Annotated in this window: 20 protein-coding genes and 1 riboswitch; of the genes, 17 read left to right on the top strand and 3 right to left on the bottom strand. The window is 63.3% G+C overall.

What is annotated here, in order from left to right; all coding sequences use genetic code 11:
* The first annotated feature begins 87 nt into the window (after positions 1–87).
* Together smc and ftsY are read left to right on the top strand one after the other, a co-directional pair.
* The gene (gene smc, locus QEH68_RS12605) at positions 88–3,666 is read left to right on the top strand and encodes a chromosome segregation protein SMC (protein ID WP_280623021.1); all 3,579 of its coding nucleotides are present in this window, start codon (positions 88–90) and stop codon (positions 3,664–3,666) included.
* 20 nt (positions 3,667–3,686) lie between these two features.
* The gene (ftsY, locus tag QEH68_RS12600; protein ID WP_207593801.1) at positions 3,687–4,892 is read left to right on the top strand and encodes a signal recognition particle-docking protein FtsY; all 1,206 of its coding nucleotides are present in this window, start codon (positions 3,687–3,689) and stop codon (positions 4,890–4,892) included.
* 56 nt (positions 4,893–4,948) lie between these two features.
* Here the strand turns inward: ftsY and QEH68_RS12595 are convergent, their stop codons facing one another.
* Positions 4,949–6,193 carry an MFS transporter gene (locus tag QEH68_RS12595; protein WP_280623020.1) on the bottom strand — a complete coding sequence of 415 codons (1,245 nt, stop codon included), beginning with the start codon at positions 6,191–6,193 and terminating at the stop codon, positions 4,949–4,951.
* A gap of 260 nt (positions 6,194–6,453) precedes the next feature.
* Between QEH68_RS12595 and QEH68_RS12590 the strand changes: the two genes are divergently transcribed.
* A complete protein-coding gene (locus QEH68_RS12590) occupies positions 6,454–7,782 on the top strand; it encodes an ammonium transporter (protein WP_207593799.1) in 1,329 nt (442 codons plus the stop codon).
* Entirely contained in the window at positions 7,779–8,117 is a 339-nt protein-coding gene (locus tag QEH68_RS12585) for a P-II family nitrogen regulator (protein ID WP_089595433.1), read from the top strand. Before QEH68_RS12590 ends, QEH68_RS12585 begins: the two co-directional genes overlap by 4 nt.
* A gap of 101 nt (positions 8,118–8,218) precedes the next feature.
* Here QEH68_RS12585 and QEH68_RS12580 read toward each other — a convergent pair whose 3' ends face one another.
* On the bottom strand, positions 8,219–9,619 hold the full coding sequence (locus QEH68_RS12580) for a glucose-6-phosphate dehydrogenase (RefSeq protein ID WP_207593798.1): 1,401 nt from the start codon (positions 9,617–9,619) through the stop codon (positions 8,219–8,221).
* Between the two features lie 167 nt (positions 9,620–9,786).
* Between QEH68_RS12580 and ffh the strand changes: the two genes are divergently transcribed.
* Together ffh and QEH68_RS12570 are read left to right on the top strand one after the other, a co-directional pair.
* Entirely contained in the window at positions 9,787–11,367 is a 1,581-nt protein-coding gene (gene ffh / locus QEH68_RS12575) for a signal recognition particle protein (protein ID WP_280623019.1), read from the top strand.
* Positions 11,368–11,431: 64 nt separating this feature from the next.
* Positions 11,432–12,154 (top strand): alpha/beta hydrolase, encoded by a 723-nt coding sequence (locus tag QEH68_RS12570; RefSeq protein WP_280623018.1) that lies wholly within the window; start codon positions 11,432–11,434, stop codon positions 12,152–12,154.
* On the opposite strand, the gene thiC is transcribed toward QEH68_RS12570, so the two are convergent.
* Positions 12,137–13,990 (bottom strand): phosphomethylpyrimidine synthase ThiC, encoded by a 1,854-nt coding sequence (thiC, locus tag QEH68_RS12565; RefSeq protein WP_242703326.1) that lies wholly within the window; start codon positions 13,988–13,990, stop codon positions 12,137–12,139. The two genes, QEH68_RS12570 and thiC, sit on opposite strands and share 18 nt — an antisense overlap.
* Positions 13,986–14,093, bottom strand: a riboswitch (TPP riboswitch). It overlaps the preceding gene by 5 nt.
* A gap of 84 nt (positions 14,094–14,177) precedes the next feature.
* Between thiC and QEH68_RS12560 the strand changes: the two genes are divergently transcribed.
* From QEH68_RS12560 to QEH68_RS12510, 11 genes are all read left to right on the top strand, one after another.
* A complete protein-coding gene (locus QEH68_RS12560; RefSeq protein WP_280623017.1) occupies positions 14,178–15,260 on the top strand; it encodes an amidohydrolase family protein in 1,083 nt (360 codons plus the stop codon).
* Positions 15,261–15,337: 77 nt separating this feature from the next.
* The gene (locus QEH68_RS12555; protein WP_280623016.1) at positions 15,338–16,210 is read left to right on the top strand and encodes a VOC family protein; all 873 of its coding nucleotides are present in this window, start codon (positions 15,338–15,340) and stop codon (positions 16,208–16,210) included.
* 135 nt (positions 16,211–16,345) lie between these two features.
* Positions 16,346–16,783 (top strand): hypothetical protein, encoded by a 438-nt coding sequence (locus tag QEH68_RS12550; protein WP_280623015.1) that lies wholly within the window; start codon positions 16,346–16,348, stop codon positions 16,781–16,783.
* 235 nt (positions 16,784–17,018) lie between these two features.
* Positions 17,019–17,438 carry a 30S ribosomal protein S16 gene (gene rpsP, locus QEH68_RS12545; protein ID WP_017199647.1) on the top strand — a complete coding sequence of 140 codons (420 nt, stop codon included), beginning with the start codon at positions 17,019–17,021 and terminating at the stop codon, positions 17,436–17,438.
* A 1-nt stretch (position 17,439) separates the two neighbouring features.
* Entirely contained in the window at positions 17,440–17,682 is a 243-nt protein-coding gene (locus tag QEH68_RS12540) for an RNA-binding protein (RefSeq protein WP_011775119.1), read from the top strand.
* 129 nt (positions 17,683–17,811) lie between these two features.
* Complete coding sequence (gene rimM / locus QEH68_RS12535) at positions 17,812–18,366, top strand: ribosome maturation factor RimM (RefSeq protein ID WP_280623014.1); 555 nt, start codon at positions 17,812–17,814, stop codon at positions 18,364–18,366.
* Positions 18,367–19,167 carry a tRNA (guanosine(37)-N1)-methyltransferase TrmD gene (trmD, locus tag QEH68_RS12530; RefSeq protein WP_280623013.1) on the top strand — a complete coding sequence of 267 codons (801 nt, stop codon included), beginning with the start codon at positions 18,367–18,369 and terminating at the stop codon, positions 19,165–19,167. It abuts the gene before it with no gap.
* 265 nt (positions 19,168–19,432) lie between these two features.
* A complete protein-coding gene (gene rplS, locus QEH68_RS12525; RefSeq protein ID WP_144649543.1) occupies positions 19,433–19,786 on the top strand; it encodes a 50S ribosomal protein L19 in 354 nt (117 codons plus the stop codon).
* Between the two features lie 80 nt (positions 19,787–19,866).
* The gene (gene lepB, locus QEH68_RS12520; protein WP_280623012.1) at positions 19,867–20,541 is read left to right on the top strand and encodes a signal peptidase I; all 675 of its coding nucleotides are present in this window, start codon (positions 19,867–19,869) and stop codon (positions 20,539–20,541) included.
* Complete coding sequence (lepB, locus tag QEH68_RS12515) at positions 20,542–21,426, top strand: signal peptidase I (RefSeq protein ID WP_280623011.1); 885 nt, start codon at positions 20,542–20,544, stop codon at positions 21,424–21,426.
* Entirely contained in the window at positions 21,426–22,202 is a 777-nt protein-coding gene (locus QEH68_RS12510; RefSeq protein ID WP_280623010.1) for a ribonuclease HII, read from the top strand. The genes lepB (QEH68_RS12515) and QEH68_RS12510 overlap by 1 nt, the downstream gene beginning before the upstream one ends.
* Positions 22,203–22,230 lie beyond the last annotated feature (28 nt).

The following is a 22,230-nucleotide window of genomic DNA, read 5'->3' as shown; positions in this document are numbered from 1 at the left end:
AGGCGTTCCGGCAACAGATCCATGGATTTCGCTCAAACGGCAGTAGATTTAGGGGATACAACGGCCACCCAGGAGAACCGAAGCGCCTTGCACCTGAAAAGTTTGACTGTCCGAGGATTCAAGTCGTTCGCGTCGGCTACGACGTTCGACTTTGAGCCCGGCGTCACTGCTGTCGTCGGTCCCAACGGGTCGGGTAAATCCAACGTGGTTGATGCCTTGGCATGGGTGATGGGGGAGCAGGGTGCAAAAACCCTGCGCGGCGGCAAGATGGAGGATGTCATCTTCGCCGGCACGTCCGGCCGGCCGCCTCTAGGCCGTGCGCATGTCTCCCTCACCATAGACAACGCGGACAACGCGCTCCCCATCGACTACAGCGAAGTCACCATCTCCCGGACACTCTTCCGGACCGGCGGCTCCGAATACGCCATCAACGGCGCACCCTGCAGGCTTCTGGACATCCAGGAACTCCTCTCCGATTCCGGCCTGGGTCGCGAAATGCACGTCATTGTGGGCCAGGGCCAACTGGACAGGGTCCTGCACGCCACACCGGAAGACCGGCGGGGTTTCATTGAAGAGGCCGCAGGAATCCTCAAGCATCGCCGCCGCAAGGAAAAGACCGTCCGCAAACTCGAAGCCATGCAGGCCAACCTGGCACGGCTCGGCGACCTTACCGCGGAAATCCGGCGTCAATTGACTCCTTTGGGCAAGCAGGCGGAAATCGCCCGCCGTGCCCAGACGGTCCAGTTCGATGTCAGGGATGCCAGGGCCCGCCTCCTGGCCGATGACCTGGTGCAGCTCACTACAAGTCTTGAACAGGATGTTGCTGACGAAGCGGCGTTGAAGGAACGACGCCAGGTGGTGGAGGCGGAACTGGGGACCGGACGTCGGCGCCAGGCTGCCTTGGAACAGCAGGCCGCCGAATCGACCCCGAAGCTCAACGCCGCGCGTGATCACTGGTACCAGCTCTCTGCCGGCCGGGAGAGGTTGCGTTCTCTTGGATCCCTTGCTTCTGAGCGTCGCCGGCTTCTGGGTTCCTCCGAGGCCGCGGCGGATACAGGACGGGACCCGGAGCAGCTGGAACGCCAGGCCGCCCGGGTCCGCGAGGAAGAGTCCGCCCTGCAGCATGACATCCTGGCGAAGCAAGCCGCACTTCTTGAAGCCACGGTGGCCAAGGACGCTGCTGAATCGCTGGCGGCCGCCGAAGACAAGAGGCTCACGGCCATGTTGCGCGCCGCTGCCGACCGCAGGGAAGGGCTCGCCAGGCTTGCAGGCCAAGTGGCGGCCGCCAGGTCCAGGGCCGAAGCCGCCGAAGCTGAACGTGGCCGGCTCAGGGAATCCCTCGCATCCGGCGATGAACGCCGCCGCAAGGCCCAGAGCGAGTTCACGGCGCTTGAATCCCAGGTGGCCGGCGTTGAGGACGGCGAGGAGAGCTTGGATGCCGACTACGAAAATGCGAACGATGTCCTGGATGCTGTCCTTGCCGAAATTGAGGAACTGAAAGCCGCGGAACGGGAAGCTGTCCGCGAGAGGGATGCCCTGACAGCGCGCAGGGATGCCCTGCAACTGGGACTCAACCGGAAGGATGGCTCCGGCAGCCTCCTGACGGCCGAGGGCGTTCTTGGACCGCTGGCTGCGTTGGTGGCCATTGAGCCCGGTTTCGAGGCAGCCGTCGCCGCAGCATTGGGGAGCGCCTCGGACGCCTTGGTCGTTGCAGATGCTGCAAGTGCAGCAGCAGCCCTCAGATCCCTGAAAGACGCTGACGCCGGGCGGGCAGCCCTGGTTCTCGCCGGTGGTTCCGCCGCTGACGGAGATATTCCAGCCGACGTGCCGCTTCCGCACGGCGGCCGCTGGGCGTCCGACGTCGTGAAAATTTCCGATCCCGCAGCGGAAGGCGTGTTGGCCCTTCTGGCGGGGACCGCCGTCGTCGACGATCTTGACGCCGCGGCGGTCTTCATTTCCGAACAACCGGACCTGAAGGCGGTGACGAGGGAAGGTGACGTCTTCACCTCCCTGACCGTCACCGGCGGTTCGGCCACAGCGCCGTCGCTGTTGGAAGTCCAGGCAGCAGTGGACGACGCCGGTGCCCGCCTCCAGGAGGTCACTGCCCGCTTGGAGCGGGGCCGTTTTGCCCTTGCCGGCGCCCAGTCCCGCCGCGCTGAAGCGCAGGACCGTGCGGACGCCGCGCTGGAACGCCTGCACGAGTCCGATGCCCGACTGGCTGCAGTGGCGGAGCGCCTGGGCCACCTGAATTCCGTTCTTCGCAGTGCCGTGGGCGAAAGCGACAGGCTGGCCGCCTCCATGGCCAAGGCCGAAGCCAACATCGCTGAAGCCCAACTGGATCTTGAAGTCGCCGCGGAACGCCTCGCCGCCGCCCAGGAGGCCCCGGACGAGGAACCATCCACGGATCAGCGCGACGAACTGGCCGCGCAAGCCAGGATGGCCCGTTCCTTCGAAACAGAAGCCCGCCTGGCCCTCAGGACGGCAGAAGAGCAACTGGGGGCGATCAGCAACCGGGCCGCGTCGCTTGAGCGGGCGGCCGCAACGGAACGGCGCGCGCGTGAAGAGGCGGCCCGTAGGGCCCAGCGCCGCCGAGCCCAGGCGCAGCGTGCGGCAGCAGTGGCTTCAGCGGTGGAACAGGCCCTGCGGTTCATCGATGTCTCGGTGGAGGCTGCCGGTTGGGAGCGCGACCTCGCAGAGCAGACCCGGGAACGGCTGGAGACGGAGCTGACGCTGGTCCGGACCGGCAATGAGGCCTTGGCGAAGGAGCTGGCCGAACTGACGGACTCCGTGCATCGGGACGAGATGGCGCGGACCCAGCAGCGCCTGCGTATCGAGGCCTTGGAGACACGTTCCATAGAGGAACTCGGCCTGTCCGGCGAACAACTCGTGGCAGACTATGGACCCGGGCTGCCTGTTCCGGTGCCCGCCGGAGCCACTGCCGACAAGTGGGCAGAGCTCCGGACACCCGTTGATGAGCATGGCCAGGCAATAGTGGACGGCATTCCGTTCGTCAGGGCTGAGCAGGAGAAAAGACTCAGAAAGGCTGAGCGGGAGCTGGCTGCCTTGGGCAAAGTGAACCCCCTGGCTCTGGAGGAGTTTGCCGCACTGGAAGAACGGCATCAGTTCCTCAGCTCGCAGCTCGAAGACCTCAAATCCAGCCGCAGAGACCTGTTGGACATCATCAAAGAAGTGGACGCCCGGGTCCAGCAGGTCTTTACTGAGGCCTTCGCCGACACCTCCGCCCAGTTCGACCACGTCTTTGCCAGGCTTTTCCCCGGCGGTGAGGGAAAGCTGGTACTCACGGATCCCGACGACATGCTGAACACGGGTATCGAAGTGGAGGCACGGCCCGCGGGCAAGAAGATCAAGCGGCTGTCCCTGCTCTCCGGTGGTGAACGGTCCCTCACGGCAGTGGCACTGTTGGTGGCAATTTTCAAAGCCCGCCCGTCGCCGTTTTATGTCATGGACGAAGTGGAAGCGGCACTGGACGACACCAACCTGGGCCGGCTCATCACCATTTTTGAGGAACTGCGCGAGTCCAGCCAGTTGATTGTGATCACCCACCAGAAGCGGACCATGGAAGTGGCAGACGCCCTCTACGGGGTGACGATGAGGGGCGATGGCGTCTCCACCGTCATCAGCCAGAGGCTCGGTGCCGGGGCGTAGCTTTATGAGAAGGTAGGGGAGTGAACGATTTCCTACCCATAATTCTGTCCATTCTCGCTGCCCTCGTGGTGGTCGGCGGACTCGTGCCGGTACTCCTGAAGGCCCGGAAGTCCGGAGCGAAATACCCCGGAACCCGGGATGCGAACGACCCCCTGCAGTCGCCGGCAGCGGGCGGCGGAACCTTGGTGGAAGAGCGCCCGGACGCGGTGAAGGCCCCGGCTCCCACCTTTGACGGAACCGTCGAGGGCGCGGATGTGCCCGATGATGCCGCCGGGCTCGAAACCATTGCCATCGACACTCCTGCGCCGGTTGAAGGCCGCCTGACCCGCCTGCGCGCCCGCTTGGTCAAGTCCAACAGCATCCTGGGCAAGGGCCTCCTGGCTCTGCTGTCCGGCGACAAGATCGACGAAGACGTGTGGGACGAGGTGGAGGAAACCCTCCTCCTGGCCGACCTCGGCACCGAACCCACCATGCAGCTGGTTGATGCACTGCGTGAGCGCGTGAAGGTCTTGGGCACCCGCAGCCCCGAGGACGTCAAGGCGATGCTCCGCGAGGAACTCATCAAGCTGGTGGATCCCTCCATGGACCGCTCGTTGAACGTCGAGCGCAAGGGTGACCGTCCCGCCGTCGTGCTTGTTGTTGGTGTGAACGGCGTGGGCAAGACCACCACGGTGGGCAAGCTGGCACGCGTCCTGGTTGCCGAAGACAAGGATGTCCTGCTGGGCGCCGCTGATACTTTCCGCGCAGCTGCTGCCGAGCAGTTGGCCACCTGGGGACAGCGTGTAGGTGTCCCTACCGTCAGGTCCGACATCGACGGCGCCGACCCCGCCTCGGTGGCTTACGAGGCCGTAAAAGCCGGCATCGACCAGGAGGTCGATGTTGTCATGGTGGATACCGCTGGACGACTGCAGAACAAGACCGGCCTGATGGACGAACTCGGCAAGGTCAAGCGCGTCATCGAGAAGCTGGCTGAAGTGGACGAGGTCCTGCTGGTGCTGGACGCCACTACCGGGCAGAACGGCCTCAACCAGGCCCGCGTTTTCGCCGAGGTGGTCAATATCACCGGCATCGTGCTGACCAAGCTGGACGGAACCGCAAAGGGCGGAATCGTTGTGGCCATCCAGAAGTCGCTGGGCGTGCCGGTCAAGCTCATTGGCTTGGGCGAAGGCCCCGACGACCTCGCACCGTTCGACGCCGAGAGCTTCGTGGACGCACTGCTCAACTAGCGCGGGTCCAAACCCTCCGCATTCAACTGGCTGGCAGCTTGGTGCGCCCTGAGGACTCAGGGCGCACCATGGCTGCCCGTCAGTTTTTTGGGTTTAAGGGGTTCCCGGGCCAGTAACCAACCTGCTGCCGTGAGGAGCAGAACGCCACCTGTGATGCCAAACGCCCAGCCATAGCCCAGCTGGTCGGCCAGGAGGCCCGCCACAACCGGTCCGATGATGGCACCCGTGTCCGCAGCCATTTGGAAGACCGCGAGCACCTTGCCTCCGGAGCGTCCCCTGCCAATGACATCAGCGACGGCGGCTTGTTGGGCCGGGCCCAACAATCCGGATCCGAACCCAGCCACCGCAGAAGCGACAAGGAATCCGGTCAGGTCCGTGGTGAGACCGATAACCCCGGTGGCCGCGCCCGTGATGAGCAGTCCGGGGATCAGCAGGGGCTTCCGTCCCCAGGCATCGGCCAAACGCCCGGAGAAGGTCAACGCCAAGGCGTTGCCCACCGCAAAGATGGCCAAGGCCCAGGCTGCCGTCTCAGGTTTGGACTGCAGGACAGCCACCGCGAACAGTGGAATAGTAGCCATGCGGACACCGAACGTCACCCAGCCATTACCGAAACTCGAGAACACCGCGGCACGGTAAGCGGAATCGGACAGAGCTTCCTTCAGGGTCATGGCCGGTGCCGGCTCAGCATCTTTTGCGGCGTTGCCCTCACCGCTCAGCATGGTCCGGACCACCAGCGCCGCCACCAGGAGCGCTCCTGCGTACGCCAGGAAAGGTACCCGGAGGCCGAAACCTGCCAGCAGACCTCCTACTACCGGCCCTAGGACGCTGCCGATCAGGAAGGCTGAGGCATACGCGCCGGAGACCCGCCCTCGTCGTTCAGGGGGTGCGAGGCGGATGAGCAGTCCCATCGCGGCCACGGTAAACATGACGGAGCCGGCTCCTCCGAGGCCACGGAAGATCAGCAGTTGCCAGTAATCCTGGGCAAACGCGCACGCCGCCGTGGACACTGCCACGATCAGCAGGCCTGAGACGTAGACGTTCCGTTCTCCAAAGCGTCCGATCAGGGCACCGCCTGCCGGAGCAAACACCAGGCGCATGAAGGCGAAGATGCTGACGATCACAGCGGCAGCCGTGGCGCCAACGTCGAAGGTGGTGGCGAATTGCGGCAAGACGGGCGCCACCAGCCCGAACCCTAGGGCGATCAGGAATGCTGCAGCCAACATCACCTTAATGTCGCGGGGCAACGGGGCTTTCTCCTGCCGGATCCTTGGAGCTTTGACGGATCTGGGCGGCTGCGTCATACGGGGCGGGTCCTTCAGGTGATGTGGGGCCGTGGTGGGCCGGATGGTCAAAAACCGGGGATTTCCAGAGAAGTCCGACGCCTGAAACATATCCGTAACACCGGAGATATGCACCATTTACGTTGGGGAGGTTGTTGTAACCAGCGCGCAATATAAAACCCGAGCAGGTGAAACACGGCGGCACAAAACTCTTAAGCAGGACGCAAACGGCGTCAGGACAGCGGTTGAACCGCAGATCTAGCAAGAGAGGAACGTGCACCATGGAACTTACCGCAGGTCACGTATGGGTCATGGTGGCGGCGGCGCTTGTGCTGTTCATGACACCTGGTCTGGCATTTTTCTACGGCGGCATGACACGCGCCAAGGCAGCCTTGAACATGATGATGATGAGCTTTATCTCCATCGGCATCGTGGGCGTCGTCTGGGTGCTGTGGGGCGCCTCAATGAGCTCCGGCGAGGGCTTCATGGAGATCGTGGGCAACCCGTTTGCCACCTTCGGCCTCGAAGGCATCAATACCCCTGATGGGCTCATCAAGGTTGGCTACGCAGCCACCTTCGCCATCATCACTGTTGCACTGATCAGCGGCGCGATCGCTGACCGCGCCAAGTTCGGCGCCTGGAGCATCTTCGTTCCGGTATGGGTGACCCTGGTCTACTGCCCGCTGGCCTACATGGTCTGGGGTGGCGGCCTGTTCGGTCCCGAAGGCGCAATCGGCAAGGCCCTCGGCCCGGCCATCGACTTCGCCGGCGGCACCGTGGTGCACATCAACGCCGGTGTGGCGGCGCTCGTCCTGGTCCTCATCATCGGCAACCGCCGCGGCTTCGGCAAGGACCCGAACCACCGCCCGCACAATATCCCGTTCGTCATGCTCGGTGCAGCAATCCTCTGGTTTGGCTGGTTCGGCTTCAACGGCGGTGCAGCAACAACAGCAGAGCAGGGTGGCCTGATCTGGATCAACACTCTGGCAGCTCCCGCAGCGGCCATGATCGGCTGGCTCATCACCGAACGTATCCGCGACGGTCACCCGACGTCGCTGGGCGCAGCATCCGGCGTGGTTGCCGGCCTCGTAGCCATCACCCCGGCATGTGCCAACGTCAGCCCGGTCGGGGCCCTTGGGCTTGGTGTCGTTGCCGGTGTGGCTTCCGCCCTGGCCGTCGGCCTCAAGTTCCGCTGGGGCTTCGATGACTCGCTGGATGTTGTAGGCGTCCACCTCGTCTCCGGCATCATCGGCACCGTGGCGTTGGGCTTCATCGCCCTTCCCGCCGACGGCGTAGGTGGCGGCCTCTTCTACGGCGGCGGCATGACCCAGATGTGGGCCCAGCTCGCAGCGGCCGGCATCGCCATCGCGTTCTCGGCCATCATGACGGCCATCATCGCCTTCGCCATCCACAAGACCATGGGCTTCAGGGTTTCCACGGAACAGGAGAACGTTGGCGTCGACCTCAGCCTCCACGCTGAGACGGCCTACGAATTCGGAGTCAACGGCCACGGCGGCAGCTTCCAGCCGCTGCACAACGCCATGACTGGAAAGTCCGAAACCGCCGCAGCCAAGACCCCCGCAGAAGGCAAGGAGAGTGTCCAGGCATGAAGCTCATTACAGCGATCGTCCGCCCCGAAAAGCTTGAAGCAGTCCGGGAAGGCCTCGAATCCTACGGGGTCCAGGGCCTGACGGTCAGCGCGGCCAGCGGCTACGGCCGCCAGCGCGGCTACACCGAGGTGTATCGCGGAGCTGAGTACAACGTGGATTTGCTGCCGAAGATCCGCATTGAGGTCCTCGCCACGGATGAGCAGGCCGACGACATCCTGGATGTCCTCATCGCCAGCTCCAACACCGGACGCGCCGGTGACGGCAAGGTGTGGACCGTGGATGTCTACGAAGCAGTCCGGGTCAGGACCGGGGAGCGCGGCTCGGCCGCAATCTAAGTCCTGCACCCAAAAGGCGGGCCGGGTACCAGTCAAGGTACCCGGCCCGCTTTCGCGTGTGGGAGGACATGAAGCCTGCTGTCTTAGGCCGCTGCCTGTCTCTAGTCCACGACGCCGGTGGGCCAGTCCGCCGGCCCCGCGCTGCCGGCGTCGTACTCTTCCAAGGGGACGTCGCCGCTCTCCCAGGCGCGAAGCACCGGCTCGATGATCCGCCAGCAGTCCTCGGCCGTATCGCCGCGGACGGACAGGAGGGGATCGCCGCTGATGATGCCTTCGAGCACCTCTCCATAGGGCAGCATTCCGGCTGCGCTGAGCTGGGTCACCAGGCTGGCGCGGTCCAGGGTGAAGATGTCGCCGGGGCCGTTCACATCAACGTCAAGCTGGAGCACGTCCGGACCGAAGCCGATGCGCAACTGGTTGGGGGAGTCCACGCCGGAGAATCCTTTGGGAAGGTGGGGGACCGGGCGGAAGGTAATGACGGCTTCCTTGCGCCGGCGTCCCATGGCCTTGCCGGAGCGCAGGATGAACGGCACCCCCTTCCAGCGCCAGTTGTCGATCTCCACCCGGACCTCGGCCAGGGTTTCGGTATTGCGGGCCGGATCAACCCCGTCCTCCGCTGCGTAATCCGGCACCGTCCGTTCCCCGAGGGTTCCCGCGGTGTACCGTGCCCGCCGTGTGGACTCCTTGAACGGAGCCTTGATGCTGCTGGCACGCAGAACGGTTGCCACGGCGTCGCGCAGGTCCCGCTCCTCGATGGTTGCCGGCGCGTCGATCGCCAGGAAAGCCATGATGTGCAGGAGGTGGCTCTGGATCATGTCCCGGAGGGCGCCGGCAGTGTCGTAGTAGCGGGCGCGTCCCTCAAGGGCCAAATCCTCGTCAAAGACGATTTCCACTTTTTCGATGTGTTCGCGGTTCCACACGGGCTCCAGGAACCGGTTGGCGAATCGAAGGCCCAGGATGTTCAACACCGTGGCTTTGCCCAGGAAGTGGTCCACGCGGTGGATGTGGTCCTCGGGGACCAGGGCCGCGAGCGTCTTGTTCAGCTCGTGGGCGGATTCGGTGCCTGAGCCGAAAGGCTTCTCCATCACCAAACGGGTCCCGGCAGGCACCTGATCGCTGTGAAGTACCTCGCAGGCCTTCTGGCTGACGTGGGGAGGCAAAGCGAAATAGATGGCGACGGGTCCCTGCAAGGTGGCCAGGAGGTCCGCCAGGGGACCGTCCGCTGTGACATCAAGCTGGTGGTACTCGGTGGTGTCAGCGACTTTTGCCAGTGCCGCACGGCCGGCATCATCAGCCGTGCCCGAGGCCGCGTTGAACGCGCCCGCAACCCGCTCCCGCCATTGTTCCGGAGACCAGGGGTCCGAGCCTGCACCTGCCAGCCGTAATCCGGGAGCCCTGCCGGAAGCCAGCAGTCCGGCGAGTCCGGGCAGCAGGAGCCTTCCTGTCAAGTCCCCGGACGCGCCGAGGATGAGCAACGTTTTTACAGTTGTTTTACTGGTCACTGTGCCAGCATGCCATCTTGCAGGTGCGACTTGGTACCCTAGATAGTCGAGTCCCCTAGTCGATTCAGATTTGTTGGGTTGAGACATGTTTGCTGGGGGCAATCGTCAAGACTCTGGTGTGCCGCATTGGCCGCCATTCGCAGACCATCGAAAGAAGTGCACGGCGCGTGTTCAATTCACTCTCTGACCGGTTGACAGCAACCTTCAAGAACCTTCGTGGCAAGGGCCGCCTCACCGAGGCTGATGTTGATGCCACAGTCCGGGAGATCCGCCGCGCCCTGCTGGACGCGGATGTTGCAGTATCAGTGGTCCGTGAGTTCACCGGCCGCGTGCGCGAACGTGCCTTGGGTGCCGAGGTTTCGGGTGCGTTGAACCCGAGCCAGCAGATCGTCAAGATCGTCAACGAGGAACTCGTGGAGATCCTCGGTGGCGAGACACGCCGGATCCGCCTGGCCAAGACTGGCCCCACCATCATCATGCTCGCCGGTCTCCAGGGTGCAGGTAAGACCACCCTTGCCGGCAAGCTGTCCAAGTGGCTGAAGGCCCAGGGCCACAGCCCCATGCTGGTTGCTTGCGATCTTCAGCGCCCCAACGCCGTGACACAGCTCCAAGTGGTGGGCCAGCGCGCCGGCGTCCCGGTGTTCGCTCCGCACCCTGGTGCCACCTCCGAGCTCGAGCACCCTGCCGGCGACCCCGTAGCCGTCGCGAAGGCAGGCGTCGAGGAAGCGCGCCAGAAGCTCCACGACGTCGTCATCGTCGATACCGCCGGCCGTCTTGGCGTCGACGCCGAGATGATGGACCAGGCCCGCCGGATCCGTCAGGCCATCATCCCCAACGAAGTCCTCTTCGTGATCGATTCCATGATCGGCCAGGACGCCGTCAACACGGCGATGGCGTTTGATGAAGGCGTCAACTTCACGGGCATCGTGCTGTCCAAGCTCGACGGCGACGCCCGCGGTGGTGCCGCGCTGTCGGTAGCGTCCGTGACCGGCAAGCCGGTGATGTTCGCCTCCACCGGTGAAGGCCTGGACGACTTCGAGCTTTTCCACCCGGACCGCATGGCTTCCCGCATCCTTGACATGGGTGACGTCCTTACCCTGATCGAACAGGCTGAGAAGGCCTGGGATAAGGACGAAGCCGCCCGGATGGCGAAGAAGTTCGCCGACCAGGAAGACTTCACCCTGGACGACTTCCTCGCCCAGATGCAGCAGATCCGCAACATGGGCTCCATGAAGAAGATGCTCATGATGATGCCGGGTGCGCAAAACATCCGTCAGCAGCTGGAGAACTTCGATGAAAAGGAGATCGACCGCGTCGAAGCAATCGTCCGGTCCATGACGCCGCACGAACGCGTCGCTCCCAAGATCATCAACGGCTCACGCCGCGCCCGTATCGCCAAGGGTTCAGGCGTCCACGTGTCCGAGGTCAATGGCCTGCTGGAGCGCTTCGCCCAGGCCCAGAAGATGATGAAGAAACTTGCGCAGGGCGGCGGCATGCCGGGGATGCCCGGGATGCCTGGCCTTGGTGGCCCCGGCGGAGGCCGCAAGGGCGGCAAGAATGCGCCCAAGAAGAAGGCGCGTTCAGGCAACCCTGCCAAAGCAGCACAGGAACTGCGCGATGCCGAAGCCAAGCGGGCGAACGCAGCCTCGGCAGCACCGTCGGGTGCCGCTTTCGGCCAAGGCGCGGCAGAGTTCGATCCCTCATCGCTCAACCTTCCCAAGGGCTTCGATAAGTTCCTCGGCAAATAGGCCGCGGCTGACATACCCACCGCGTCGCAGTTGGGATGTCAGGGCCGTGGAATAGGCTGAACCAATGCATAAGCAGCGCGTAGTCTTCGTTCACGGCCTGGGCAGCTTTGGTGCTGCGGCATGGCCGAAACAGCACGGCATGGCCCTCGCTTATGACGCGCTGTTCCTGCGCCGGCATGGCTTTGACGTTGCAGCAGAACCCGTGGGATCGAGCGTTGCCGCGGACGTTGCCGTTGTCATCAATGCCCTGGCGGATACGGGTGGCGGCCACGTCGTAGCGCACGAGCAAGGTGCCATCTCCGCCATGCTGGCTGCCATAGAACGTCCGGACCTGGTGCACTCGCTGAGCTTGGTTGAGCCTGCTTGTTTGTCCCTGACAGCCGAGCTTCCGGCCACAGCCTCCCATCGGGCCCTTATGGAACCCCTGTTCGATGTACGGAGCCAGCTCAACGACGCCGACTACCAACGTGAGTACTACCGCCGGGCGTTTTCTGCCGAAACGGGGGGACTGGATACTCCCGAAGCGCGCCGTTCAGCCCGCAGGCTCAGGCTCCAGGCCCCGCCGTGGGAGGCTCCGCTGCACATCGTGCCCGGTGTCCCCACGTTGGTCCTCACGGGTGGCTGGGAACCCCTGTATGAGGAAATTGCCGGTTACCTCCAGGAAACCGGAGCCCTCCGCCGTGTTGCTGCGGGAGGGCACCGGCCCCAGGATTCAGTGGACGGGGATCACATCATCCGATCGTTTGTTGGTGACGTCGGACGGGCCATGTCAGTTCAGGCTTCCTGAGCCGGCCTCAAATGTGTCCGGGCTGCCGGGTACCTGCAGTTCCGGCAAATAGACCTTTCCGCCAGATGCCAGGAATTCCTGGCTCTTTCCGCGCATGCCGCTGTACATTTCCGCAATGGCTGTCTGCGCCTCTTCTGATCCGTATTCGTCACGGATGTCCTGGCTGATGCGCATCGAACAGAACTTGGGGCCGCACATGGAACAGAAATGGGCGGTCTTGGCCGGTTCCGCCGGCAGCGTTTCGTCGTGGAAGGCTTCTGCTGTGACGGGGTCCAGGGAGAGGGCAAACTGGTCACGCCAACGGAACTCGAATCTGGCCTTGGACAAGGCATCGTCCCGCTCGTGGGCCCCGGGATGGCCCTTGGCGAGGTCGGCGGCGTGGGCTGCGATCTTGTACGTGATGACACCGGTCTTGACGTCGTCCTTATTGGGAAGGCCCAAATGTTCCTTGGGGGTCACGTAACACAGCATGGCGGTGCCGTACCTGGCAATCTCGGTGGCGCCGATGGCTGAGGTGATGTGGTCATAACCAGGAGCGACATCCGTGACCAAGGGCCCAAGGGTGTAGAAAGGGGCTCCCTTGCACAGTTCCTGCTGGCGTTCCACATTTTCCCGGACCAGGTGGAACGGCACGTGGCCAGGTCCTTCCACCATCACCTGCACATCGAACTCCCACGCCCGCTGTGTCAGCTCGGCGAGGGTATCCAATTCGGCGAACTGGGCTGCGTCATTGGCATCGGCGGTTGCACCCGGGCGCAGGCCGTCGCCCAGGGAGAAGGCGACGTCGTACTGGGCGAAGATTTCGCAGAGCTCGTCAAAGTGCGTGTAGAGGAAGTTCTCCTGGTGGTGCGCCAGGCACCAACCCGCCATGATCGACCCGCCACGGGAGACAATTCCCGTGACCCGGTTGGCGGTCAACGGCACATAGCGCAGGAGCACGCCGGCGTGGATGGTCATGTAGTCCACGCCCTGCTCACATTGCTCGATCACAGTGTCCCGGAAAATCTCCCACGTCAGCTTGTTCGCCTCGCCGTTGACTTTCTCCAGCGCCTGGTAGATGGGGACCGTCCCGATCGGGACCGGGGAGTTGCGGATGATCCACTCCCGGGTGGTGTGGATGTCGTCCCCAGTGGAGAGATCCATGACGGTATCGGCACCCCATTGAGTGGCCCACTGCAGCTTGTCCACCTCTTCCGCGATGGAGCTCGTCACTGCTGAGTTGCCGATGTTGGCGTTAATTTTCACCAGGAAGGCTTTGCCGATGATCATCGGTTCTGACTCGGGGTGGTTGATGTTGTTCGGAATGATCGCCCGTCCTGCGGCAACTTCGCTGCGGACCAGCTCAACGTCACAGTTTTCCCGCAACGCGACGAACTGCATCTCGGGAGTCACCGTGCCCTGCTTGGCATAGTGCATCTGCGTGACGGTTTTACCTTCGACGGCGCGGCGGGGCACCGGTTGGGTGCCCTTCCACTCTGCTGATGCTTCCCCGCGCCGCACCGCTGACTTGCCGTCGTCCAGCAGGTTTCGCTCCCGTCCGCGGTAAGCCACGGTGTCACCGCGGGCTTCGATCCATGGAGCGCGGAAAGGCTCAAGTCCCACAACGGGATCACTGCCGGGGCCCGCAGTGCGGTACACCTGGAACGCCGGGTTGGCTGTGCCGTTGGGAGACGGTTCCAAGGCGATCTCGGTGACGGGCACCCGGATCCCGTGGTCCGGGTCCTCCAGGTAGGCCAATGAATGGGATGTCAGCGACTGGGTCACAGATTCCGGCGTCCTTGCGCTGGAGCCGGACCGGTTTTGGGCAGGGCTGTGCTGTGTTTTTGTGGTGCTCAAAGGATTACTCACTTCCTTCGCCGGCATTACCCGGACAGGTTCAACGGTCGCAGACTGCATCAGTCCGATCTCAGCCCCTGCAGGGGCCCCCGTGTGGTCGTAGACGAAGCTACCACAGCTCACAACGGGCACCCAGTCACATGAACGAACCAGCGTCCAGGACGCCGCTGCGGACTAGGCTTTTGATATGGCCACCATCATCGAATTCAGCGGATCTGTGCTTGTCTCGGCGGACGAAGAGCGCCAAGGGATGTGGTCTGTTGACGGAGTCCTGACGTTCGAACGCCCCACGGCCACACCGGACCTGGTGTTGGATGGCTGGGTCCTCCCGGGTTTCGTTGATGCCCACTGCCACATCGGTTTGGGTGTGGGTGGCGCCGTTGACGAGCGGACTACCCTTGCGCAGGCCCACGCTGACCTCGACGCCGGGACTCTGCTGATACGGGATGCCGGATCACCAAGTGACACCCGTTGGGTCCAGCAACGTGCGGACGTTCCCCGGTTGATCCGGGCAGGTAGGCACATTGCCCGGAGCCGGCGGTACCTCCGCGGTTTGGGGCATGAAGTCGAACCCGGCCAACTCGTGGAGACCGTCCGGAAGGAAGCGCGGGATGGAGACGGGTGGGTCAAGTTGGTGGGGGACTGGATCGACCGTGGCGTGGGTGACCTCGCTGCCTCTTTCCCCGCCAAAATCGTCAAGGATGCCATCGCTGCCGCCCACGATGAAGGTGCCCGGGTGACGGCCCACTGCTTTGCCGAGGACACAGTGGACGACATGCTAGATGCAGGCATCGACTGCATCGAACATGCCACGGGCCTGCTGCCGCGACACATTCCGCGCTTGGTGGAGCAGTCCGTGCCGATCGTTCCCACCTTGGTCAACATCGCGACTTTCCCGGACATTGCTGCCCAGGCTGCCCCAAAGTTTCCTGACTATGCGGACCACATGGTGCGGCTTTGGGAGCGGCGGCGCGAGCGGGTGTTGGAGGCCTTTGAGTCAGGCGTGGCCATCTATGCGGGCACGGACGCCGGCAGCGTGATCAAGCACGGCAGGATCGCAGACGAAATGAAGGAACTGCACGACGCCGGCCTGCCGCCGGCCGCGGTCCTGGACTCCGCGGCGTGGCGTGCCCGGGAGTGGCTGGGGGCCGAGGGCATCAGCGAAGGGGCGGGTGCCGACGTCGTGTTGTGCTCCGAGGATCCCAGGATCGAGCTGGAAACTGTTTCCAGCCTCAAACACATCGTGCTGCGCGGTTCACTGGTCCGTTAGGAATAAATTGAAGCTTCAAGTAATTTAGAGAAGTAGAAAGGTGCTGATGAGCGGCACCTCGAACCCGGGAGCGTCACATGACCACACCACTCAGCCAGGATCTCCTGCCTGCCGAACTGACCATGGGCACAGTCATGCTCAAGGTCGGCGACATGGCTGTCATGAGCGACTACTATCAGCGTGCCCTTGGCCTTGACGTGGTGGCCGAGCAGGATGGCGGGCTCTACCTGGGACGGCTCGGAAAGCCCGTGGTGCATCTTGCCCCGGCGTCCGGTCTCCAGATTCCAGGCCGTGGGGAGGCTGGCCTGTTTCACACGGCCATTCTGTTCCACGACCAGCCTTCATTGGCCGCCACCATTGCTACCGCCGCCGAGTACGAGCCCCGAGCTTTCGCGGGCAGTGCCGACCATCTGGTCAGCGAAGCGTTCTACTTCACCGATCCTGAAGGCAATGGCATTGAGCTCTACTACGACAAGCCGCGTGAACTCTGGCAGTGGGATGGCAGGAATGTGGTGATGGACAATGTTGCCTTGCCTCCGCAGCGATTCCTCGAGCAGCACCTGAGTGAAGCCGCGGTGACAGGGCAGCGCGAGGCAGCGGCCGGAATTGGACACGTCCACCTGCAAGTCGGTGACGTCGGAACTGCCCAACACTTCTACGTGGAAACCCTGGGCTTTGAGCGGACCGCGGGCTGGCATGGCCAGGCGTTGTTCGTTTCCGCCGGCGGCTACCACCACCACATGGCCATGAACGTGTGGAACAGCCGTGGCGCCGGGCCCCGCAAGGACACGCTGGGCCTGGGGGAAGTGCTCATTGAGGTCCCCGACGCCGACGACGTAGCGGCGCTTGCGGATCGCTTGAAGATCGCAGGAGTGCAGAACCACCACACCGGCGCCGAACTCCAGTTCGAGGATCCGTGGCGGAACAAACTGCGGGTTGCCGTCCGCTAAGCAGCGCCACTCCTGCTGCGCCGGCACACTCCCGCTGCGCCGCCCACTCCTGCATTAGGCTGGGCAGTGACGGCACGGATCCAACCGGGTTTTGTGCCGCCGCCCCGTCAGCACGAAGGAATGAGAGTACTTTCCATGGGCTTTGCCGAAATTTTTGTAGCCACCCACGATGAAGCACTCAAGAGGGCCACGGCCCTGGATAAGGGCGCGGATGTCACCGGCCCCGCCGTCAGGATTGACGGCATTACCGATTTCGAAGTGGAGCAGCTGGGTGACCTTGCCGGCCAGGCGGTCCACGCAGCCGGTGCTGACTACGAACTTGCCCTGGTTGATGTCACCAGCGATGCGCTTCTGGGTGTCCCCGAAGCCATGGTGCGGGCCTTGGCCGAGCTGTTGACGTACGAGAGCGAAGGCGAGGCAAACGTCCTCGATGACGTTGCCGCAGCCTGGGCTGCGCAGGACGATATGCCCTTCGACGCTGCCCAATCCCGCCAGTACGTCCAGCAGTTGGCTGCCTTGGCAACCGATGTTGAAAAGGTGGAGCGCGCCGGGCTCTACGTCTGGTCCGAATAGCACTTCCGCCCGGGCATGGGCGCACCTTGAACCCCCGTGGGTGAGCAACAACACACGGGCCCAGGTGGCGTAAGTCGTATTTGCTCCGGGCATCTGGCACAATAGACAGGTACTCGATCGGTGCGGCCCCTCTCTCCGTGCTCGTATCTTGTCCTTCGAACCGTCCAGTATGGCCCGCCCCACGGGTGCAGAACGTCGGGTTCACCTCGTTTCAGAAACAGGAGTGACCACAAAAGTGGCCGTAAAGATTCGCCTTAAGCGCTTCGGTAAGATGCGCGCACCGTACTACCGCATTGTCGTCATGGATGCCCGCGCCAAGCGCGATGGCCGTGCCATTGAAGAAATCGGCAAGTACCACCCCACCGAAGAGCCGTCGTACATCGAGGTCGCTTCCGAGCGCGCCCAGTACTGGCTTTCCGTTGGCGCCCAGCCGACCGAGCAGGTTGCTGCGATCCTCAAGATCACCGGTGACTGGCAGAAGTTCAAGGGCCTCCCGGGCCAGGAAGGCACCTTGAAGACCAAAGCTCCGAAGGAAGCCTTCGTAGCACCGGAGAAGGGTTCCGTCATCATTCCGGAAGCCATCACCAAGAAGGCCAAGAAGGACGAAGCAGAAGCTCCGGCCGAGGCTGAAGCAGAGACCACCGAGGCTGAGTAAGTTGCTGGCAGAAGCGCTCGAACACTTGGTCCGTGGGATCGTTGACAGCCCTGAGGATGTCAAGGTCAGTGCCAAGAACAACCGCCGCGGGGAATCCCTTGAGGTGCGCGTTCACCAGGAGGACCTCGGACGGGTGATCGGCCGTCAAGGACGCACCGCACGCGCTTTGCGCACAGTGGTTGCAGCCTTGGCAGGTGGCGAGCAGGTCAGGGTCGACGTCGTCGACACCGACCGCCGCCGGTAACGCGCTCAGCACTGCTTGTCTTAGGTCCGGCCCCTTCACCGAATATGGTGGAGGGGCCGGATTGCTTTATCCACCCTTTCATCACCGTGGCTGCCCGGCGGCGCGGTACATAAGAATTCAGAGGAACCCATGCAGCTCCAGGTGGCCCGGATCGGCAAACCCCATGGCATCCGCGGCGAGGTGACCGTCCAGGTGCTCACCGACGCCCCTTCCGAGCGATTCGTCGCAGGAACCGAGTTCATTGTGGAACCGGCATCGGCTGGCCCGTTGACCATCCGCAGTGCCCGGTGGAACAAGGACATCCTGCTGCTGGGCTTCGAGGAGATCGCCGACCGCAACGAAGCGGAAGTCATCCGTGGTGCGAAGCTCTTCATCGAGACCGAAGAACTTGACGACGAAGACGACGACGAAGGCTGGTACGAGCACGAGTTGGTCGGCCTCGAGGCGCGTGTTGGTTCGCAGGTGGTTGGCAAGGTGGCCGCCCTCAACACCATGCCCGTCCAGGACCTGCTGATGGTCAAGACGGACGATGGCAAGGAAATCCTGGTTCCCTTCGTCGAGGAGATCGTTCCCGAAGTCAATGTTGAGGACGGGTACATCCTGATCACCCCGCCGGCCGGGCTCTTTGAAGTCAACGACGACTCATCCGGGGAGCCCGAGGACGGCGCGGGGGATGAAGCCTGAATGAGGATTGACGTTGTCAGCATCTTCCCGGAGTACCTTGCACCGCTGGAGCTCTCCCTCATAGGAAAAGCCCGCCAGGATGGCCTGCTGGAACTCAACGTCCACGATTTGCGCGCGTTCACCACGGACAAGCACAGAACTGTGGACGATACACCCTATGGTGGTGGCGCCGGGATGGTGATGAAGCCGGAACCGTGGGCACAGGCCCTTGAATCAGTGGCCGGTGCTCCTGAAGGGTCCAAGCCGGTACTGATTGTTCCGTCGCCGGCAGGGGAGCGGTTCAACCAGGCCCTCGCCTATGAGCTCGCCGAGGAGCAGCAGCTTGTCTTCGCCTGTGGGCGGTATGAAGGCATCGACGAACGGGTCATCGACTGGGCGCGGGACCACTTCACTGTCCGGCCCGTCAGCCTCGGTGATTACGTGCTCAATGGCGGCGAAGTCGCGGTGCTGGCCATGGTCGAAGCCATTGGCCGGCTCCTTCCCGGCGTGGTGGGAAACCCTGAGTCACTGGTGGAAGAGTCCCATTCGGACGGCCTCCTGGAGTACCCCGTCTACACCAAGCCGTCCGCGTGGCGCGACCATGACGTCCCTGCTGTCCTGCTGAGCGGCAACCATGGAAAAATCGCCCAATGGCGGCGCCACGAGCAATTCCGGCGGACCGCAGAGCGGCGTCCGGACCTTTTGGAAACGTTCGACGCCGGTACCTTGAGCCGCGCTGACCGCAACGCCCTGTCTGACCTCGGGTACGAGGTTGTCGACGGTCGCTTGCGTCCCCGCCCTGGCGGCGACGCCGCAATCTGAGGTCCGCTGCCGCCGTCGAAAGTTCAATAGTCGTGACAGTTGGCCCGATGGCAGCGCATATGGCAGAATTAACCCTTGTGTCTACTGGGCTGACACCTGCCACAGGGGGAGTTCAGCCAACAGTCGGACAACCCGGCCGCGCCAATCAGTGGCGGAGCCGGACACTAAGAAACTTCGGCGGAGATTTCCGGCGGCCCTTCGTGCCCCGGGCTTGTCTGCCGTAACCCAAAGTGAATGACCTGTGGCGTTCACCAGGAGTGGATTAATGCATATCCTCGATAGCGTAGATGCAGCCTCGCTGCGTAACGATGTTCCTGAGTTCCGCGCGGGTGACACCCTCAAGGTTCACGTCAACATCATTGAAGGCAAGAACTCCCGTGTCCAGGTCTTCCAGGGCTTCGTCCTGGGCCGCCAGGGTGACGGCGTTCGCGAAACCTTCACCGTGCGCAAGGTTTCCTTCGGTGTCGGCGTAGAGCGTACCTTCCCGGTACACTCCCCGATCATCGAGAAGATCGAGGTCGTCACCAAGGGTGACGTCCGCCGCGCCAAGCTTTACTACATGCGCGCACTGCGCGGTAAGGCTGCGAAGATCAAGGAAAAGCGCGACTTCGCCAAGTAAGTCCTGCGACTTATGTAACGGGTCCAGGATTCGTGCCCGGTTGTTCCCGAGCAATCCGCAACGCAACAGGGATACGAGTCATGGACACATCAGAACGCCAGCCCCGGAAACAGGGCTGGCGTTTTGTTTTCCTTGCACTGGTCCTCGCCGTGGCCATCAGCGGACTGGTCCGGTCCTTGTGGCTGGACGTTTACTACATCCCATCCGAATCCATGGAACCGCTCCTCGGGGCAGGGGACAGGATCCTGGTGTCACGGACGGCCTTTACTTCCGAGCCGATCCGCCGCGGTGACATCGTGGTCTTCGACGGCCGTGGCTCGTTCGCGCCGCTGAGCAGCGGACAAGGCCCTTTTGTTGACGCCGTCTCGGCTGCAAGCCAGTGGTTTGGACTGACCGGCAGCGACACCACCTATGTCAAGCGGGTCATCGGCGTCGCAGGGGACCGCGTCCAGTGCTGCGATCCCACTGGCCACCTCACAGTCAACGGCCAGCCGGTTGAGGAACCCTATGTGTATCCAGGGGATGCACCCAGCAAGCAGAAATTCGACGTCATGGTACCCGAGGGCCGCCTGTGGCTGATGGGTGACCACCGCTCCCGCTCCGCAGACTCCCGGGGACTGCTGGGTGCGCCGGGCGGCGGTATGGTTCCTGTGGAACGGGTGATAGGACGGCCGGTCCAGATCATCTGGCCACTTGATAGATTTGCAGAGATGCCTCGCTCTACGCAGGCCGAAACATCGAAGAACGGACAGTAGATGCCGGACAAGGCTCCAGAGAATCCCGAGCGGTACGACGACGACGCCCGGGTCTCGGACGGAACGGCACCTGCCGCCGGGGTGGATGAACCGCGCCAACCCGACGACGCGTCAAGTGGGTCCGGCAACGCAGCTGCTGCCCCCGGCAACGGCAAGACAGCCGCCCGTGAATCGACGGGCGGCGCCCACGCAGTGGAGAAGCCCCGCAAGAACCCTGTCCTGGTCTGGGTCAAAGAGATTGTGACCGTGGTGGCCATCGCGCTGGTGCTGTCCTTCCTGCTGAAGACTTTCCTTTTCCGGGCGTTCTACATTCCGTCGGAGTCCATGGAAAGCACCCTCGACGTCAACGACCGCATCTTCATCAACCTCCTGGTCCCTGAACCTTTCGCCCTGCAACGTGGAGATGTTGTGGTGTTCAAGGACTCCCAGAACTGGCTGACGCCGGTAGCCAAAGAGCCTGCCGGCCCCATGGACTGGGTGGGGGACGCGCTGGAGTTTGTGGGGTTGGCTGCCGACGACAATGAGCAGCACCTCGTCAAGCGTGTCATTGGGCTTCCCGGGGACCGGGTTTCCTGCTGCGATGCCCAAGGGCGTGTCAGTATTAATGGTGTGCCGTTGGATGAGACGTACATCAACCCGGCCGAGATACCGCAGCCGAATGCCTTCGACATTGTGGTTCCGGAGGGCAAGGTGTGGGTGATGGGCGATAACCGCAATCATTCGGCGGACTCACGGGCCCACCAGGAGAGCAACGGCGGCTTCATCAACATTGAAGACATTGAGGGCAGGGCCACTGTCATAGCCTGGCCCGTCAATCGCTGGACCTACCTCGACAACTTTCCGGACGTCTTCCGCGATGTCCCCGAAAGCACCCCGGCAAAATAATGGCAACAACGGCTGCCGGCCCCAAGGGCAAGACGCAGGTCAAAGTCCCGGCCAAGACCAAGAAGAGCGCCAAGCCCGCCACCAAGGCCAAGAGCCCTGTGGGTTTCCCCACCCTTGACGTGGAGCGGTCCTTCCTGGCGCCCGGCGTGCGGTTGCTGGCCGGTGTGGATGAGGTGGGTCGTGGCGCCCTGGCTGGACCCGTCAGTGTTGGGATTGCCGTGGTCAACCTAGAGGAACATGGCTTGTTGGCCGATGTGCGGGACAGCAAACTTCTCAAGCCTGAGGACCGTGACAGGCTGGAACCCTTGGTCCGCGAATGGGCTGTTGCTTCCGCCGTAGGACACGCCTCGTCCAGGGAAATTGATGACATTGGCATTATTGCAGCCTTGCGCCTGGCAGGGACGCGTGCGTGGCTGGAGATCCTGGCCGGCGGAACCACGCCAGACGTCGTCCTCCTGGATGGCAGCCACAACTGGCTCTCCCCGGATGTTCAGGCGTCCCTCTTTGACGAGCCCGCGCCGGGACCTTGGTGCGAGGCTCCCGTACATACCCGGGTCAAAGCAGACATGAGCTGCCTCAGCGTTGCAGCCGCCAGTGTCCTGGCCAAAGTGGCACGTGACCGCATCATGGTGGATCTCCATTCGGAGGTCCCTGCCTACGGGTGGAACGAGAACAAGGGATATGCCACCTCCGCCCACAGGGACGTGATCCGGCTCCAAGGGCCCAGCGCCTACCACCGGACCAGTTGGAACCTTACGGGGCCTGACGCCGGCTGACGGCACACCGCACAGTGCTGCTGCCCTG

This window comes from Paenarthrobacter sp. OM7 (assembly GCF_029873575.1).
Classification (GTDB): Bacteria; Actinomycetota; Actinomycetes; order Actinomycetales; family Micrococcaceae; genus Arthrobacter.
Note: the sequence above shows the minus strand (reverse complement) of the source record. Positions and strands in the feature narration are given on the sequence as shown.

What these genes read in the sequence shown, in the direction of transcription:
- QEH68_RS12595 (WP_280623020.1), bottom strand. Translation starts at nt 6,193, where the DNA reads ATGACGCAGCCGCCCAGATCCGTCAAAGCTCCAAGGATCCGGCAGGAG.
- QEH68_RS12590 (WP_207593799.1), top strand. Translation starts at nt 6,454, where the DNA reads ATGGAACTTACCGCAGGTCACGTATGGGTCATGGTGGCGGCGGCGCTT.
- QEH68_RS12585 (WP_089595433.1), top strand. Translation starts at nt 7,779, where the DNA reads ATGAAGCTCATTACAGCGATCGTCCGCCCCGAAAAGCTTGAAGCAGTC.
- QEH68_RS12570 (WP_280623018.1), top strand. Translation starts at nt 11,432, where the DNA reads ATGCATAAGCAGCGCGTAGTCTTCGTTCACGGCCTGGGCAGCTTTGGT.
- QEH68_RS12560 (WP_280623017.1), top strand. Translation starts at nt 14,178, where the DNA reads ATGGCCACCATCATCGAATTCAGCGGATCTGTGCTTGTCTCGGCGGAC.
- QEH68_RS12555 (WP_280623016.1), top strand. Translation starts at nt 15,338, where the DNA reads ATGACCACACCACTCAGCCAGGATCTCCTGCCTGCCGAACTGACCATG.
- QEH68_RS12550 (WP_280623015.1), top strand. Translation starts at nt 16,346, where the DNA reads ATGGGCTTTGCCGAAATTTTTGTAGCCACCCACGATGAAGCACTCAAG.
- rimM (WP_280623014.1), top strand. Translation starts at nt 17,812, where the DNA reads ATGCAGCTCCAGGTGGCCCGGATCGGCAAACCCCATGGCATCCGCGGC.
- trmD (WP_280623013.1), top strand. Translation starts at nt 18,367, where the DNA reads ATGAGGATTGACGTTGTCAGCATCTTCCCGGAGTACCTTGCACCGCTG.
- rplS (WP_144649543.1), top strand. Translation starts at nt 19,433, where the DNA reads ATGCATATCCTCGATAGCGTAGATGCAGCCTCGCTGCGTAACGATGTT.
- lepB (WP_280623012.1), top strand. Translation starts at nt 19,867, where the DNA reads ATGGACACATCAGAACGCCAGCCCCGGAAACAGGGCTGGCGTTTTGTT.
- lepB (WP_280623011.1), top strand. Translation starts at nt 20,542, where the DNA reads ATGCCGGACAAGGCTCCAGAGAATCCCGAGCGGTACGACGACGACGCC.
- QEH68_RS12510 (WP_280623010.1), top strand. Translation starts at nt 21,426, where the DNA reads ATGGCAACAACGGCTGCCGGCCCCAAGGGCAAGACGCAGGTCAAAGTC.